This is a genomic window from Rhodococcus tibetensis, from assembly GCF_024438035.1.
Taxonomy (GTDB): domain Bacteria; phylum Actinomycetota; class Actinomycetes; order Mycobacteriales; family Mycobacteriaceae; genus Rhodococcus_F; species Rhodococcus_F tibetensis.
On record NZ_JANFQF010000001.1, the window covers coordinates 464,279 to 480,174 of the forward strand.

14 protein-coding genes are annotated in these 15,896 nt (G+C 65.6%); 3 read left to right on the forward strand and 11 right to left on the reverse strand.

From position 1 onward, the window contains the following. Nucleotide 1 precedes the first annotated feature (1 nt). On the reverse strand, nt 2-3,148 hold the full coding sequence (locus NOF53_RS02290) for a multicopper oxidase family protein (protein ID WP_255965336.1): 3,147 nt from the start codon (nt 3,146-3,148) through the stop codon (nt 2-4). 266 nt (nt 3,149-3,414) lie between these two features. On the opposite strand from NOF53_RS02290, the gene NOF53_RS02295 reads away from it, so the two are divergent. Next, complete coding sequence (locus tag NOF53_RS02295) at nt 3,415-5,655, forward strand: NADP-dependent isocitrate dehydrogenase (protein WP_255965337.1); 2,241 nt, start codon at nt 3,415-3,417, stop codon at nt 5,653-5,655. A 49-nt stretch (nt 5,656-5,704) separates the two neighbouring features. Here NOF53_RS02295 and NOF53_RS02300 read toward each other — a convergent pair whose 3' ends face one another. From NOF53_RS02300 to NOF53_RS02320, 5 genes are all read right to left on the reverse strand, one after another. Continuing rightward, a complete protein-coding gene (locus NOF53_RS02300; protein ID WP_255965338.1) occupies nt 5,705-6,337 on the reverse strand; it encodes a hypothetical protein in 633 nt (210 codons plus the stop codon). 84 nt (nt 6,338-6,421) lie between these two features. Further along, nucleotides 6,422-7,615: an ABC transporter permease gene (locus NOF53_RS02305; RefSeq protein WP_255965339.1), complete on the reverse strand. Its 1,194-nt coding sequence runs from the start codon at nt 7,613-7,615 to the stop codon at nt 6,422-6,424. Then, on the reverse strand, nt 7,612-8,508 hold the full coding sequence (locus NOF53_RS02310) for an ABC transporter ATP-binding protein (RefSeq protein WP_255965340.1): 897 nt from the start codon (nt 8,506-8,508) through the stop codon (nt 7,612-7,614). The genes NOF53_RS02305 and NOF53_RS02310 overlap by 4 nt, the downstream gene beginning before the upstream one ends. A gap of 32 nt (nt 8,509-8,540) precedes the next feature. Then, a complete protein-coding gene (locus NOF53_RS02315) occupies nt 8,541-9,080 on the reverse strand; it encodes a hypothetical protein (protein WP_255965341.1) in 540 nt (179 codons plus the stop codon). Continuing rightward, nucleotides 9,073-9,378, reverse strand: a complete 306-nt coding sequence (locus tag NOF53_RS02320) for a helix-turn-helix transcriptional regulator (protein WP_037234450.1) — start codon at nt 9,376-9,378, stop codon at nt 9,073-9,075. Before NOF53_RS02320 ends, NOF53_RS02315 begins: the two co-directional genes overlap by 8 nt. A gap of 145 nt (nt 9,379-9,523) precedes the next feature. On the opposite strand from NOF53_RS02320, the gene fdxA reads away from it, so the two are divergent. Continuing rightward, nucleotides 9,524-9,850, forward strand: a complete 327-nt coding sequence (gene fdxA / locus NOF53_RS02325; protein ID WP_255965342.1) for a ferredoxin — start codon at nt 9,524-9,526, stop codon at nt 9,848-9,850. A 1-nt stretch (nt 9,851) separates the two neighbouring features. Here the strand turns inward: fdxA and NOF53_RS02330 are convergent, their stop codons facing one another. Continuing rightward, on the reverse strand, nt 9,852-11,492 hold the full coding sequence (locus NOF53_RS02330; protein ID WP_255965343.1) for an ABC-F family ATP-binding cassette domain-containing protein: 1,641 nt from the start codon (nt 11,490-11,492) through the stop codon (nt 9,852-9,854). A 60-nt stretch (nt 11,493-11,552) separates the two neighbouring features. Beyond that, nucleotides 11,553-12,146: a class I SAM-dependent methyltransferase gene (locus NOF53_RS02335; protein WP_255965344.1), complete on the reverse strand. Its 594-nt coding sequence runs from the start codon at nt 12,144-12,146 to the stop codon at nt 11,553-11,555. Nucleotides 12,147-12,284: 138 nt separating this feature from the next. Here NOF53_RS02335 and NOF53_RS02340 point away from each other — a divergent pair, with 138 nt between their 5' ends. Next, entirely contained in the window at nt 12,285-13,133 is an 849-nt protein-coding gene (locus NOF53_RS02340) for an aldo/keto reductase (RefSeq protein WP_255965345.1), read from the forward strand. Here NOF53_RS02340 and NOF53_RS02345 read toward each other — a convergent pair. From NOF53_RS02345 to NOF53_RS02355, 3 genes are read right to left on the reverse strand one after another with little or no spacing between them, the layout of a single operon-like run. Beyond that, a complete protein-coding gene (locus NOF53_RS02345; protein ID WP_255965346.1) occupies nt 13,130-13,573 on the reverse strand; it encodes a cupin domain-containing protein in 444 nt (147 codons plus the stop codon). The genes NOF53_RS02340 and NOF53_RS02345 overlap by 4 nt on opposite strands. A gap of 31 nt (nt 13,574-13,604) precedes the next feature. Next, the gene (locus NOF53_RS02350; RefSeq protein WP_255965347.1) at nt 13,605-14,318 is read right to left on the reverse strand and encodes a hypothetical protein; all 714 of its coding nucleotides are present in this window, start codon (nt 14,316-14,318) and stop codon (nt 13,605-13,607) included. 32 nt (nt 14,319-14,350) lie between these two features. Beyond that, nucleotides 14,351-15,847, reverse strand: coding sequence for a phospholipase D-like domain-containing protein (locus NOF53_RS02355; protein WP_255965348.1), 1,497 nt, complete (start codon nt 15,845-15,847; stop codon nt 14,351-14,353). Between the last annotated feature and the right edge of the window lie 49 nt (nt 15,848-15,896).

Genomic DNA, 15,896 nt, shown 5'->3' on the forward strand with positions numbered 1-15,896 from the left:
ACTACCGCCCACCGAGCGGAACCGGGCCGCTCGGTGAAGGCAGCGCGGGCAGAGTGCCCAATGGGGACGGCACCAGGGTGGTGGACCGCGGGTCGACCCTGCCGAGGCCGAACTTGCGGACCTCGCTACCGCCCGGTCCGGTACCACTGACGAGCAGATCTGCGCCCGTGGTGGTGCTGGTGGTGGCCACCTGCACGCCGCTCCCCTGGAAGGGTACGAAGGAGGCGATCTGCGCGAACGCGACGGGGCCCGAATGATGGTTGGGGCTGTCGAGATACATCGCCGGTTCACCGTCGAGTCGTGAGCCGCTCGACCAGACTCGGACGGTGCCGTCGCCGCCGAGCATGCCGGTGACGATGCTCTGCGCGCCGCCTTCGGCGCCGGCAACCCACCCGGTGGCCAGGGAGACGCCACCGGTGTAGCCCTCGTCGAAGGCCAGGAATTCCGAGGTCGTCACCGGTCCCGCCGAGTGGCCGGCATGCTCGTCAGCCGAACCGTTCGCCTCGGCCGCGGCGGTCGGGGTGTACAGGTCATAGCGGAAGGTCTTCACGCGCGGTACCTCACCCGGACCGGGCGCGGTGACGATGCTGTCCCGGCCGGAGACGGCGTCGACCATGCCGGTGGCAACCGTGACGCCCGAAGTCGATCCTGGGTACGGCGTGAAGGATCCGAACAACGCGGGGGCCGTGCCCTTCTCGCCGGGGAGGCCGAACACCTTCACTTCCGACTCGATTCCGGGACCGGACCCGACGATGATGTTGTCGGCCAACGCGTTCCCGTCGATGTCGGCTCCTGCGACATTCACGCCACCACGGAACTCCGAGTCGAACGGCGCGAATCGGGTGAGTTCGGCAAGGAAGTCGTCTGCTCCGTTGTAGGCCACCACCTCGGGTGCCACCCCGGCACCCGTGCCGGCCACGAGGTCGAGCACCATGTCGCCGTCGACGTCGGCCATGGCGACGGTCGGCGTGCCCTCGAACGAGGGAAAGGGCGTGGCGGTCGAGATGAGCCTGTCACCGCTGCCGTCGTAGACCTGCACGGTCGCAGGTCTGCCCGGTGATCCCGGGACCGCGACCGCGTACGTCGACACCTCGGGGATCACATTGACGGTGGCCATCAAACCGTTGTCCTCGTGGTTGAGGCGATGACAATGGATCACGAACGTGCCGATGTATTCGGTGAACTTCGTGCGCAACGTCACCGATGCCGGCGCGAGTGGGTTCTCGTTCGCGTCCGTCACCGGCGCAGGCACGTTGACGTTGTCCTCACCCCACATCTGCACCCCTGTCCTCGTGCCGGCTACCGGGTCCACGATTTCGGTGACCTGAAAGTCGTTGACATGGATGTGCATTGGATGTTCGTCGTTGTTGAGGTTGGTGATCAGCCACTCCTCGACCGAGTTCAGCCGCGGCTGGATCAAGGGAATGTTGGGAAAGGTGTTGTCGTCGAACTCGTAGGTGAATGCCTTGGGGTCGCTGTTGCTGGCTTTTTCGTTGCCGAAACCGCCGGAGACGGTGAGGGTGCGCTTCACGTCGGGCGTCATCGCCGACGTGTCGACGAAAGACGTGTACGCGTCGAGGTTCTGCCCGGGCTCGAACGGTGTGGTCCGTCCCTCCCCGCTGTCCGGTGTGGCATGAATGAGCTTCTGCGTGGGAAAGGTGAAGAACCCGTCGGCATAGCTGATGACCGACGGGTCGACCGTGACGGTGCCGAGAACGGCAGGTGGGTTCTCGGTGCCGTTGTTGGTATACAGCACACCGGGATTGGTAACCGGCTTCGCGCCTTCCAGGGGTGGCATGTCCAGCACGAGATCACCGGTCTGCGGCATCGTCACCGCGATCGCGTAACGCGACGCCGGGGGGATGACGAGCCGGGTCCCATCGCCGCCCACGGGCAACTCCACCCGGGAAAAGGGATTACCGTCCTGACCGAGCACCGCGAACTTCGGATGGTTGCCCGTCGCTGTCTCGGTGAGGCGCAGCGGCATGTAAGCGAAGTCGCTGATGTTCGCCAACACCCAGATCTCGGTCTGACCCGGCTTCAGCTTCAGCTCCGGCTGGAACTGACCGTTCACCGTGTACTGCACGTCGCGTTGGTTGTCCGGCAGTGACAGGTCTGCAGGAATGTCGGCCCCGTCGCTGCTGAAGCTCTGCAGGTTGCCGGGCACGAATTGGTTCTGCCCGCGATGATTGGCGGGCGAGAGCGGTCCGCTGTACCAATTGGTGAAGTACTGGGCACCCTCCGACGTCTCCGAGAAATTCACCGGAGCCAGGCTCGGCGAGTACGTGCCCTCGGCGAGCTGGTTGCCTTCCGGTGGGGTCAGCGTGCTCACGTACTGCGGCCAGTTCGGGTCGTTCAACTGACGGCCGGTGCCCTTGCGGTCGAACACGAAGTTGTACTGCAACGCCATGTCCCGGATCGGGACGTCGTTCTCGGTCACCAGCGGCAGGTCGCCGTCCGGGCGGCCGATTTCGAGCAGACCCGCGAGCCCGAGATACGTTTGCTGCGCCGTGACCGTATGGCGGTGGCTGTGGTACCAGTACAGGCCGTTCGGCATGTCCTTCGGCACCGCGTAGTCGTAGACGTTGCCTTTGCCGGCCGGGATGTCGAGCAGGACGTTGTCGGCGTTGCCGTCCGGGCTGACATGCAGTCCGTGGGTGTGCAGGTTGAGCGGTGACGACGTCAGCGACGGCGGGTAGATCGGTACGACCCCGCCTGCGGGTGTGAAGGCGGGGTCGTAGAAGTCTTCGATCGTGAGATCTTGCAGATCGTTGTCGTAATGGATGATCAAGCGCTCACCCGGATCGACCCGCAATGTGGGCGCCGGGTAGACGCCGTCGGCCTCCCTCGACCCGTCGGAGGCTGTGCCTCGGAGGACTTCGTACCCGAAGAGCAGGAAGTTCGATACCGGCGCCGAAGCGGTGTCGAGGTCGACGGTGCCCTGGTGGGCCGAGAGTCGCACTTCGAGGACACCGCCCTCGCTCGTCAGCTTCACCGGCTCCTGATACGCGACCGGTGAGCCCTCCGGACCGAAATTGCCGCCACCAGCACCGGTCGTCTCGGACGTGCATCCGGTGAACATCAGGGCGAGCGACGTGACCACTGCGACAGCGACTGCGACGACCGGTCTTTTGCGACGGACGACCATGGCGTTCCCCGTTCCACGACCGAACGTGAGCAGCGCCGATCGACAGATCGAACACTACATAGCGCGCGAGGCCGTGGTCGGGGATTCGCGCCTTCGCCCGCTGGGGTGTTCGAGCGGTGAACGAATCCAGCCGCAGGAAGCGGAGTTCGGAGTACCGGCGCTTGTATGGTCGTGGTGGTGTCGCACGTAGCCTTGTGCTCGACGCGATACCGTAGCCGCACGCAAGCTCTTCGAAAGCGGAACCGAACTGACGCGGGAGAATAACCATGAGCGCCGATAAGCAGTCGACCATCATCTACACGCTGACCGACGAGGCGCCGTTGCTCGCGACCTATGCCTTCCTGCCGATCGTGCGCACCTTCGCCGATGCCGCGGGCATCGAGATCGAGTCCAGTGACATCTCGGTGCCGGCGCGGATCCTGGCCGAGTTCCCCGATCGTCTCACCGAAGAGCAGCGCGTCCCGGACCGCCTTGCCGAGCTGGGTCGTCTGACGCAACAGCCCGAGACCAACATCATCAAGCTGCCCAACATCAGCGCGTCTGTGCCGCAACTTCTGGCTGCCATCAGGGAACTGCAGGGTAAGGGCTACCAGGTCCCGGACTTCCCGGACGCCCCGAAGACCGACGAGGAACGTGAGATCCGGCAGCGCTACGGCAGGATCCTCGGCAGTGCGGTCAACCCGGTCCTGCGTGAGGGCAACTCCGACCGCCGCGCACCCAGGGCGGTGAAGGAGTACGTCCGCAAGCACCCGCACAGCATGGGTGAGTGGTCGATGGCCTCGCGCAGCCATGTCGCGCACATGCGGCACGGCGACTTCTACCACGGCGAGAAGTCGATGATGCTTGACCGGGAGCGCACGGTCCGGATGGAGTTGGTGACCAAGGACGGCGAGACGATCGTTCTCAAGCCCGGGATGGTTCTGGGCAAGGGCGACATCATGGACAGCATGTTCATGAGCAAGGAGGCCTTGCTCGATTTCTACGAGGAGCAGATGGAGGATGCGCGCAAGACGGGCGTGATGTTCTCCCTCCACGTCAAGGCGACGATGATGAAGGTTTCGCACCCCATCGTCTTCGGTCACGCGGTGAAGACGTTCTACAAGGACGCCTTCGCCAAGCATCAGAAGCTGTTCGACGAACTGGGCGTCAACGTCAACAACGGCCTCGTCGACCTCTACGACAAGATCGAGAGCCTGCCCAGTACGCAGCGAGAGGAGATCAATCAGGACCTGCACGACTGCCATGAGCACCGTCCCGAGTTGGCCATGGTCGACTCCGCCCGCGGCATCTCGAACTTCCATTCGCCCAGCGACGTGATCGTGGACGCCTCGATGCCCGCGATGATCCGCTCGGGCGGGAAGATGTACGGCGCCGACGGACGGCCCAAGGACGTCAAGGCGGTGATGCCGGAGTCCACTTTCGCGCGCATCTACCAGGAGATCATCAACTTCTGTAAGACCAACGGTGCGTTCGACCCGACGACCATGGGTACCGTCCCCAACGTCGGGCTCATGGCGCAGCAGGCCGAGGAGTACGGCTCGCACGACAAGACCTTCGAGATTCCTGAGGAGGGCGATGCCAACTTCGTCGACGTCGACACCGGTGAGGTGCTGCTCTCCCAGCACGTCGAGGCCGGTGACATCTGGCGCATGTGCACCGTCAAGGACGCGCCTATCCGCGACTGGGTCAAGCTCGCGGTCACCCGGGCACGCAACTCCGGCATGCCGGTCCTGTTTTGGCTCGACCCGTACCGCCCGCACGAGAACGAGCTGATCAAGAAGGTCGACCTGTACCTGCAGGATCATGACACCGAGGGCCTCGACATCCAGATCATGTCGCAGGTGCGCTCGATGCGGTACACGCTGGAGCGGCTCATCCGCGGGATGGACACCATCGCCGCGACCGGCAACATCCTGCGTGACTACCTCACCGACCTGTTCCCGATCCTGGAACTCGGCACGAGCGCCAAGATGCTGTCGATCGTGCCGCTGATGGCAGGCGGGGGCCTGTACGAGACGGGCGCCGGGGGGTCGGCGCCCAAGCACGTCAAGCAGTTGGTGGAGGAGAACCACCTGCGCTGGGATTCGCTCGGTGAGTTCCTGGCGTTGGCCGTCAGCCTGGAGGACCTCGGCATCAAGACCGGCAACGAGCGCGCCAAGATCCTGGCCAAGACGCTCGATGCAGCGACCGGTCAGCTGCTGGACACGAACAAGGGCCCGTCGCGTAAGACCGGCGAGCTCGACAACCGGGGCAGCCAGTTCTACCTAGCGATGTATTGGGCGCAGGAGCTTGCCGCGCAGACAGACGACGAGGAACTGGCGGAACGCTTCGCCCCGCTTGCCGAGGCGCTGGCCAGAAATGAGGACACTATCGTGCGGGAACTCACCGAGGTGCAGGGCTCGCCGGTTGACATCGGCGGCTACTACCAGCCGGACAGCGAGAAGACCGTCGCCGTGATGCGGCCGAGCAAGACCTTGAACACCACGCTGGCGGCCGTCCGAAGCTGAGCCCGAACCGAACCGAACCGTGACGGGGCAAACCTGCATCCCCGCGGGGTCAGGTCCGCCCCTCCACGGTCGGTGTGACCGCCAGGTCGTCGAGCAGTCCCAAGAATGCCCGGGCATAAGGGAGGTCTGCGGTGGCCCCCACCACGGTGGGCCAGTCGACCTGCTCGCACAGTGCGCGGGCGACCGGCAGCATCGGCACGAAGTCACCCCGATGAGAATCGAGGTGACGAAGTTTGTCGATCATCAGATCGGTTCCGCTGAGGACCGGTGCCCAGATCTGCCCGATCCGCATCGTCTCCGCCCGATCTAGGAGTCCCTCCGCGGTGCCGGTGGTGGAGGCCGGATACAGCAGGGTGACCCGGTGATCACCGTCGACGTGCTGCCGTGACCCGGACCGGGGCGAAGCGATGGACCGCATCCCACCCGCAGCCAGCGCGGCCCTTGCACCGGTCAGGTGCTCATCCGAGGCGATGATGGTCACCTGGTGCTCGGCCGGCGGTCCGCCGCGGGCGTACACGGCGCAGTCTCCGCCGACCGCGAACGGCAGGTCGGCGGTCGAGAGTATGGACACCGCCCGCCGCAGCGTCCGCATCAGCTGGGCTTCGCGGTCCGCGACCATCCGAACGGTCGGGTGCTGCTTCGCCCGCGGGAAATGATGGCGCGACAGGTGTTCTGTGGTCATGACCGTGGGTACCCGGCGCTGCCGACCTCAACCGTGCGATGGGTGGCCAACGCTGGGAACCGATGGTGTCTTGGACTCCGCCCGCTAACGTCCCAGCGCCTCTTTCCACGACACGACCTTGCCGATACGCAGGATCGAGCGCTGGTAGATCTTCGCGGCCAACACGCTGAGCGCGGCAGTCACGGCCAGCATCAGAGCCACGGTAACCACGACCTGCGTCGGTGATGCCACGCCGGAAGCGATCCGCAACGGCATCAGGATCGCGGAGAAGGGCGGGATCCAGCTGAGTACGTTGCTCAACGTGCCGTCGGGGTTGCTTACCGAGGAAAACGCGCTGAAGAACATGATGACGATCAACACCATCAACGGTGACGCCGTGGCATTGACATCCTCCTGCCGAGACACCATGGAGCCTGCGGCGGCGTAGAGCACGGCGAAGAATGCGAAGCCGAGGACGAACCAGCCGAGCGTTCCCGCCAGGACCCCCAGTGCCGTACCGGTCACGGTGAGGGTGCCGGTGGCGAGGCCTGCGCCCACGCCGGCCACTCCGTACGCGGCCAGCTGCACCAGGCCCACGGCGCCGATGCCGATGACCTTGCCCCACAACAACTGCAGTGGTCGCAGGGTAGAGAGGAGCAGTTCCACCACGCGGCTCGACTTCTCTTCGACGACTCCCATCGCGACGTACATCCCGAACATCATGATCTGCATGTACAGCAGCACCACCACGGCGATCGACAACGCCACCCGCTGACCCTTTTCCGGGTTGGGCGGGTCGAGGGCGTCGACCGTCACGACGGCCTTGCCGGCCGCGTCGGCCAGTTGCGCGGGATCGACTCCCTGCGCGGTCAGTGCTTCGGCTTGTGCTCGTTGCACGACGGCGCCGTCGATCACGGCTCGCAGCCCGGAGCCGATCTCCGATTCGGTGACCGCCGTGGCAGAACCGTCGGTCCCCGGAATCAGGGCCACGTCCAGATCGCCGTTCTCGACGCGTTCGCGGCCTGCCTGTTCACTGTCGGTGGCCGTCACCTCGACGGGGGTGCCGACGGCGTCCCCGGTCGCGACGAGAACCGGTGCGAGGGCCTGGTCGCCGACGAGGCCGATCTTCGCTCGGTCGTCGTCGCCACCCGAGAACAGCGAGTAGGCAACGATGCCGCCGACGATGGCGAGAAGAATGATCACGTTGCTGATGACGAAACTCTTCTTGGCGACCTGTGTCAGGAATTCACGGCGGGCTACCAAGCCGATGGCGCGGACAGGACTCAGTGGGGCACTCATGCAGTCACGACCTCTCGGAACATCTCGGTGAGGGACGGTCGGTGCAACGAGAATTCGTGCACCGGGCCAGTTTTCAATGCGGTATGGAGTATCAGTTGATCGTCCACGTGTGGTTCGAGCGACAGCAGCGTCCGGCCGTCGACATGGCTGATCGTGGTGACTCCGTCGAGATGGTGCGCCCACCCGACGGGCGCTTCCGGTGCGTACACGTCGAGCTGCACGTTGCCGGTGCCGCGTAATTCCTCGACGGTTCCGACGGCCCGCATCTTCCCGGATGCGATGATGCCCACCCGGTGGCACAGGCGTTGGACGAGTTCGAGCTGATGGCTCGAGAAGATCACCGGTACACCGGTTTTCGCCTTCTCCACCAGCACCTCGCTCATGACGTCCACCGCGACGGGGTCGAGTCCGGAGAACGGCTCGTCCAGCACCAGGACCGCGGGATCGTGGACGAGCGCGGCGGCGAGCTGGACACGTTGCTGATTGCCGAGCGAGAGCGCGTCCACGGTGTCGCCGGTGCGGTCCGAGATGCCGAGGCGCTCGGTCCACCGGTCCACCGATTCGCGGGCCACAGTACGGGAGAGGCCATGCAGCTCCGCCAGGTACGCGAGTTGCGCACCCACCTTCATCTTCGGGTACAGCCCACGTTCCTCGGGCATGTAGCCGATGGTTCGTCGTACCTCGAGGTCTATCGGCTTGTCGCCGATCCGCACCTCGCCGGAGTCGGCGGACAGGACACCGAGCGCGATGCGCATCGTGGTGGTCTTTCCGGCACCGTTGCTGCCGACGAATCCGAAGATCTCGCCGGGCCGCACGTCGAACGAGAGGTCGTCGAGGGCGACGACGTCGCCGTACCGTTTGGAGATGCTGTCGATGGTGAGTGTGTGAGACATGGGTCCTTCCCATTCTGGAGGGCCAGAAGTTGTTATGACGTCAGGTCTTCCGGTTCTGGATCGGGTTGTGTCCAGCCGAGAATTATCGCGGGGGTGCACCCGCCGATCATCAGTGCGGTGACCACGAGGAGGCCGGCACCGTACGGCACGTTGCTGTGATCGACGTCCAGCGCTCCGACGAATATCAGGTACAACGCGGGAACGAGCGTCAGTAGCTGGGTGACCGTGAGTCCGATCGACCGGGCACTGTTGCGCTGCTGAATCTCCCACTCGTCGAGGGCATCGCGCGGAGCGTCCCCCTGCCGCCCGGACACGATCTGGAGCATCGTCCACAGTGGGAAGAACAACAGGCACGCGGGCAGCCACAGCAGCGGCCCGACGACCATGTCGAAATGACACACGATGCCGACGGCGATCATGAACACGAACGTCACCGCGAGGGCGACCACCAGGATTCGTCTGCGGCTGCGCGTCCGCCACCTCGGTAGCCAGGTGCGGTAACGGCGTTCGTTCTGGAGGAATCTGCGCGTGCGGAACCCCTGGTACCGCTCGATCAGATTGGTCTCAGGCATGGGAACTCTCCCCGCTTCCTGTCGTGGACGGCGGTCGGTCGGTGCGATACAGCTCGGTGGACAGGGGTCCGAACTCGGTGCGGGAGAAGATGGCCTCCACCGGCAGTTCGAACACCCACGAGATACGGAACGCCAGGTCGAGGCTGGGGTAGTGGTCGCCCCGTTCGAGCGCGCCGACGGTCTGGGGATTGACGTCGATGAGTCCCGCCAACTGAGCCCGGCTCATCCCGCGCTCGGCGCGAAGGACGCCGATTCGGTTGTAGATGGGGAGGGCGTCCCCACGCCGTACTGGGCTCATGCAACAAATTGTTGTGAAAACCCAACAGTTTGTCAACTACATACAACGGCGACGGTTCGCCAAAATGACAGGTTGACCCTGCGAAATTGCGTGGCAGAGTGGAGGCGATTCGCGCGGGACGGCAGGAAAGGACAGGATTACTGACGTGACCTACACCATCGCTGAGCCCTGTGTCGACGTTCTGGACAAGGCATGCATCGAAGAATGTCCTGTCGACTGCATCTACGAGGGCGGTCGGATGCTCTACATCCACCCCGACGAATGCGTCGACTGTGGCGCCTGTGAGCCCGTCTGCCCCGTCGAGGCGATCTTCTACGAGGACGACGTCCCGGACCAGTGGGTGGAGTACACCAAGGCGAACGCCGACTTCTTCGACGACCTCGGTTCCCCCGGCGGCGCGGCGAAGCTTGGGAAGGTCGACTTCGACCCGCCGTTCGTCAAGGCGCTGCCGCCCATGGCCGAGGGCGACTGACCTACTCCTCGAACAGTCGGCCGCCGTCCATTCGCCACCGGCGGGTGCTGCGGGTCGTCTCCAGCATCCGCCGGTCGTGCGTGACGAGCAGCAGGGTGCCGTCGAAATTCTCCATCGCCTGTTCGAGTTGTTCGATCGCGGGCAGGTCGAGATGGTTGGTCGGCTCGTCGAGTACCAGGAGGTTGACTCCGCGGGCCTGCAACAGCGCGAGCGCAGCCCGGGTGCGTTCACCGGGAGACAACGACGACGCCGGGCGCAACACGTGGTGGCCCTTGAGTCCGAACTTCGCGAGCAGTGTGCGCACGTCGGCGTCCGGCCAGTCCGGCACCTGGGCGGCGAAGGCGTCGGACACCTTCTCCGCGCCTTCGAACAGGCCGCGGGCCTGATCGATCTCCCCGATCGCCACGCCCGAGCCCAGTGACGCGCTACCCGCATCCGGCGTGAGCTTGCCCAGCAGCACTTTCAGCAGGGTCGTCTTGCCGGAACCGTTGGCGCCGGTGATGAGGATGCGGTCGCCCCAGTCCACCTGAGTGGTGACCGGCCCGAACGTGAATTCGCGGTCCCCGCCCCAGGTGACCGTCGCACCGTTCGCCGTCGCGACTACGGACCCGCTGCGCGGGGCGGCGGCGACCTCCATCCGCAGCTCCCACTCCTTGCGGGGCTCTTCGACCACGTCGAGTCGCTCGATCCGGCGCTGCGTCTGACGGGCCTTCGCGGCCTGCTTCTCGGTCGACTCGGTACGCAGACCCTTGCCTATCTTGTCGTTGTCCTTTGCCTTCCGTCGCGCGTTGCGGACGCCGTGCTCCATCCAGTTCCGCTGCATCTGCGCGCGGTCTTCCAAATCCGAGCGGGTGCCCGCGTACTCTTCGTAGGCCTCGCGGGCATGCCGCCTGGCGATCTCGCGCTCCGCGAGATAGGACTCGTAGCCGCCGTCGTACACGGCGATCTGCTGCTGAACCAGGTCCAGTTCGACGATGCCGGTGACGGTCCGAGCGAGGAACTCGCGATCGTGACTGACCACCACCATCGCAGCCCTGCTGTCCGCGACGAAGCGCTCGAGCTGTTCGAGCCCGAGAAGATCGAGGTCATTGGTCGGCTCGTCCAGGAGAAGGACGTCGTAGCGCGACAGCAACAGCGACGCCAGCCCCGCACGCGCAGCCTGTCCACCTGAGAGGGTCGTCATCGGCGCGGTCAGCGGCACCCCGAGCCCGAGCTCGGCGACCACCTTCTCGGCACGCTCGGCGAGGTCGGCGCCGCCCAGCGCCAGCCAGCGTTCGAGGGCGGGGGAGTAGAGATCCTCATCCGACTCGCCGAGTGTTTCGGCGGCCGCGTTCATGGTGTGCTCGGCCTCGGTGACGCCGGTCCTTCGGCCGAGGAAGTCGAGCACCGTCTCGCCGACGATTCGGTCGGGCTCCTGGGCGAGGTAGCCGACGGCGGCGTCGGGCGGGCTGAGAACGATGCTGCCCTCGACGTCGGCCGAACCGACCCCGGCCAGGGCCGTCAGGAGGGTCGATTTGCCGGCGCCGTTGGCGCCGACGAGGCCGGTGACGTCGCCGGGGGCGACGGTCAGGTCCAGGCCCGAGAAGAGTGTGCGCTCACCCCGCGAAGCCGACAATCCGCTGATACGCAGTGTTGCAGTCACCTGGGCATTATCCCCCGTGCGTACTGGTCAACCGCGGGCGGTGGAGAAGTTCTCGCGAGGTCAGCGCTTGACGAGGCGGAACCAGCGCGGGTCGGCCTTCTTCAGCGGCCCGGGCATGCCGGTGGTATCGGCGTCCACATCGGACGTCAGTTTCCACTTTTCGAAGGTTCGCTCCACATTGGAACGCGAGGCGCCACGGGGAAGCGGCCCCCGGTGACCCGGGCCGAACGCGAACATCAGGAGAGTGGCGCCCGGTTCGGTGACGGTGGTGACGTTCTCGGCGTACGCGATGCGGTCGGCGTCACTCATGCCGTGGTAGCACCCGACGTCGAGGACGAGGTGGTAGCCGCGACCGACGGCGTGCTCGAGATCGGTGGCGTCCGCACGCATGAACCGCGCCTCGACGCCGGCCTTCCGTGCTTTGGAGCGCGCCTTGTCCAGTGCCAGCTGGACGGTGTCGACTCCGGTGACCTCCCAGCCTCGCCTCGCCATTTCGATCGCGTGGTCGCCCGTTCCGCAGCCGACGTCGAGAACTTTGCCCGGCGGGGTGTCGAACGGGTCGAGGAGTCCTTCGATCTGATCGCCGAAGATTCGGCCCGCCTTCACCCAAGGCGTGATCTTGAACCGATAGGCCAGTTCGTACCCGAGGCCCATGTTCGCCCCTTCCGACGGGCGTGTCCCCACCTGAACACGCCACTGGCAGCCGGTTACCCCCTCGGGACCGCTCGACACGCAATGTCCACATCATGAGACAGGGGAACATCTTCTTCGGGTGTCCGGTTGGATTTACCTATGGGTTTCAACAATGCACAGAGTTCTGTACCTACCGTCACGCTCAGCGACGGGAACAGCATTCCTGCGCTGGGCTTCGGTGTCTGGCAGGTGCCCGACGACGAGAGCTACGGCGCGGTCACCGAGGCGCTGAAGGCCGGATATCGCAGCATCGACACCGCCCGCATCTACGAGAACGAAGCCGGGGTGGGCCGTGCACTGGCCGATTCCGGGATCGCTCGGGACGAACTGTTCGTCACGACCAAGTTGTGGAACGACGACCAAGGTTACGACTCCACGCTCCGCGCATTCGACGCGAGCCTCGGCAGGCTGGGTCTCGATTACGTGGACCTGTACCTGATCCACTGGCCGGTGCCGTCAGGGGATCGTTACGTCGAAACCTTCAAGGCGTTCCAGAAGATCAAGGCCGAGGGGCGGGCCCGCTCGATCGGCGTCTCCAACTTCACTCCGGCCACGCTCGAGCGGTTGATCGCCGAGACGGGGGAGGTGCCAGTGCTCAACCAGGTGGAGCTCCACCCTCGGTTCAACCAAGCGGATCTGCGTGCCTTCCACACCGGGAAGGGGATCGCGACCGAAGCATGGAGTCCACTCGGACAGGGCACCGTCCTCGAAGACGAGTCGATCGCCGCAATCGCCGAGGCGCACGGCAAGTCGCCGGCGCAGGTGATTCTCCGCTGGCATATCCAGATCGGGAACGTCGTGATCCCGAAGTCGGTGACCCCGAAGCGTATCGCCGCCAACATCGACATCTTCGATTTCGAACTGACCCCCGAGGAGATCAACACGATCGGCTCCCTCACCCGCCCGGACGGCCGTCTCGGCGGCGACCCGGACACGTTCGCCGGCTAGACCAATCGAAAGTCCTCGAAGTCGAACCCCGGTGTGACGACACAGCTGACGAGAGTCGGTTCGTCGCCCACCGGGGTGGCGCGCTGCCAGTGCCGCGGCGGGACCAGTAGCTGCGGCTGGTGGCCCGCGGCGACGTCGTGTCCGAGGATCAGGGCAGCCGGGGCGACGGGTTCGTTGCCGTCGCCGCCGAGGTCGAGCCGAAGTGGGCTGCCCCGGTGGTAGAACCACAATTCCGCGCTGCGCACCGAGTGCCACTGCGACCGCTGTCCCGGCAACAGAAGGAACAGAATCGCGGTGCCCGCGGACCGCGGCCCCCCATAGTCGGCTGGCAGATTCGCTCGCGGGACGGTGATGTCGCTGCGCCACGTCTCCCGATACCACCCACCCTCCGGGTGGGGAGCGAGGTCGAGGGTGCGCGCCCAGTCGGGCAGATCCGTCATGGCGCCATTCTGTCGGCCGATGGCGCACGTGTCATTCTGTCGGCCGGTGGCGTTGCGGGTCGTACGGCTCGAAGAATGTCTCGCCGACCACGAACATGCCGCGTTGTGGCATCCAGAAGTCTCCCAGTCTCGCCTGGTGTTCGAGCGGCCCCGGTGGACCGATGTCGACGCCGTCGACCATGGCTCGGCTCTCGTCGACGGTCCACAGCATCCGCGGATTGGCGCGGAACCATTGGCCGTTCGACACCGTGCCAGTGAGACCGACCCGTCCGGCGCGCAGCGCCGGGCCCGCGACCCGCGACATCGCCGACAGCACCTTGTCGCTCCGCCACCACGATGCGGGCATCAGGCGGCCGATTCCGGTCATAGCGATGGTGGCGGCCGAACGCCCGAGTTCGAGTTCCCACACGATCCTGTGCCGTATCTCCACGGTGAATGCCTGCGGACCGGTCCACTGGACTGAAATGTCCTCGACCCGAGCGTCTTCGAGTGCTGAACCGAAATAGCGCGCGCAACTGGAGCTGGGTGGGACGCTGCTGTAGATCACCCAGTTCCCGGCGGGGTCGCGATGCCAGACCGAGTCGTACCCTTCCCCGAGTGAACTTGCCGGGAAGTGCCGGAACGCAAGGTAGTGCCCGCTGGCGAACGGCAGGCCCATCACCCCGTACCCGGCGAAGCGCTCCTGGTCCGCACCGGCGGGGAGTATCGTGTCGCGTTGGGCGATCGTTCGTGGGCTGTCCGTCATCACGGCCTCCTCGGCATTGCCCCGTCCGTCCATCATACTTTCGCGTTCGAGCCCGCTTTCCGACGACGGATCACCCTGCGCCGCATACGAGTCCACTCGGGACGCTCCCAGAACCGCGGCGGCGTGCGTTCGGGATCCATCAGTTCGCTCTCGGCGAGGGGACTGTCTTCACCCTCGACGGTGTCCGGTTCGAACGGCCTCAGCGTCCGGCCATTGCCGCGCAGTGCCTCGACGGTGGCCAGTAACGAGCCCTTCTCGGTGAGAAGGTCGTCGAAGGTGTCCGGCGCGACGTCGAGGTGCTCGCAGATCAACTGACGCCGTATTCCGACGATGGTGTCGCGGAGCCGGTCGCCGTTGGACGTGTCCGCTGTCACCTCGACCGCCAGGTCGCACTCCGAATCGAAGCCCATCGAGCGGTTGTTGAGATTGGACGAGCCGACGCGCAGAAGGCGGTCGTCCATCACCAATATCTTGGCGTGCACGTAGATCGGATTCCCGCCCGCGGTGACGGGGTAGTACACACCGAGCCGGCCACCGACGTCGGCGTCCCACAGCAGATGCAGCAACCGCCGGCGAGCCCCGTCCATGGCCAGCCGCTCGAGCCACCCGTCGGCGTTGCGGGGCAGCACCAGGATGATCTCCGGTCCGTCCGGTTCACGCAGTCGCGCGGCGATCGCCTCGGCGATGGTGCGGGACGCCAGATACTGGCTTTCGATGTACAGCGACTGTGAGGCGCCCGCGATGGCCGCCAGATAAAGAGCCTCGATCTCGCGGACCTCGGCACGCTCGGCGAGTTCGGGCAGTGTGCGGGCTATGCCCACGTCGACCGAGCGCATCGTCGGCTCCAGCCCGTCCGGCCAGGGTGCCGTCTGCGCGGTGTCGTCGATCGCCGCAAGATCCTTGCCGGTGGCAGTCTTCCATCGGGCGCGGGCCAGTTCGCTGACAGCCTTGGCCGCGTCACCGTCCACCGCGGTGGTCGCGTCGTGCCACGGTCCGTAACGATTGCCGTTCGGCTGGGTGCGGTAGTGGTTGTCGTCCCGGTGATCGGAGGTGTCCCAGCGGTCGACGGTCATGTCGATTCCGCCGCAGAACGCCAACGTGTCGTCGATCACCACGATCTTCTGGTGATGAGCGGACCCCACCGGGTGCGCCCCGTCGATCTCGAAATGCAACCGCCGGTCCGTCACCCAGTTCACCATGAAGACAGGGGTCATACCGCGGCCGATCGCAGCGAAGGCCCCGATGTTCCACTTCAACAGGTAGATCTCCAGCTCCGGGCGCTCCCGGGTCAGCCAGACGAGAAATCCGCCCAGCCGATTGGGGCCGTCGAGCGTCTTCTGGTGCGGCTCGAACTTGATCCGGGTGTCGAAATCCCAGCCGATCAGGATGATGCGACGCCGGGCCTGCAGCATCGCCGACTTCGCGTGGCGGAAGTAGTCGGCGGCGTCGACGATGCACGCCAGCCGATCGGCGTGCGTGACCTGCCAGCACGTGTCGCCCGGTATGAGTATCGGGCTCTCGTCACTCATGTTTCCGCTCTCCCCGTCCGGTGAGACCGCCCTACCCCGGAGGCGGACG

Excerpts from the sequence above, each read along its gene's own strand:
- NOF53_RS02290 (WP_255965336.1), bottom strand. The coding sequence starts at position 3,148 with ATGGTCGTCCGTCGCAAAAGACCGGTCGTCGCAGTCGCTGTCGCAGTG.
- NOF53_RS02295 (WP_255965337.1), top strand. The coding sequence starts at position 3,415 with ATGAGCGCCGATAAGCAGTCGACCATCATCTACACGCTGACCGACGAG.
- NOF53_RS02300 (WP_255965338.1), bottom strand. The coding sequence starts at position 6,337 with ATGACCACAGAACACCTGTCGCGCCATCATTTCCCGCGGGCGAAGCAG.
- NOF53_RS02305 (WP_255965339.1), bottom strand. The coding sequence starts at position 7,615 with ATGAGTGCCCCACTGAGTCCTGTCCGCGCCATCGGCTTGGTAGCCCGC.
- NOF53_RS02310 (WP_255965340.1), bottom strand. The coding sequence starts at position 8,508 with ATGTCTCACACACTCACCATCGACAGCATCTCCAAACGGTACGGCGAC.
- NOF53_RS02315 (WP_255965341.1), bottom strand. The coding sequence starts at position 9,080 with ATGCCTGAGACCAATCTGATCGAGCGGTACCAGGGGTTCCGCACGCGC.
- NOF53_RS02320 (WP_037234450.1), bottom strand. The coding sequence starts at position 9,378 with ATGAGCCCAGTACGGCGTGGGGACGCCCTCCCCATCTACAACCGAATC.
- NOF53_RS02335 (WP_255965344.1), bottom strand. The coding sequence starts at position 12,146 with ATGGGCCTCGGGTACGAACTGGCCTATCGGTTCAAGATCACGCCTTGG.
- NOF53_RS02340 (WP_255965345.1), top strand. The coding sequence starts at position 12,285 with ATGGGTTTCAACAATGCACAGAGTTCTGTACCTACCGTCACGCTCAGC.
- NOF53_RS02345 (WP_255965346.1), bottom strand. The coding sequence starts at position 13,573 with ATGACGGATCTGCCCGACTGGGCGCGCACCCTCGACCTCGCTCCCCAC.
- NOF53_RS02350 (WP_255965347.1), bottom strand. The coding sequence starts at position 14,318 with ATGACGGACAGCCCACGAACGATCGCCCAACGCGACACGATACTCCCC.
- NOF53_RS02355 (WP_255965348.1), bottom strand. The coding sequence starts at position 15,847 with ATGAGTGACGAGAGCCCGATACTCATACCGGGCGACACGTGCTGGCAG.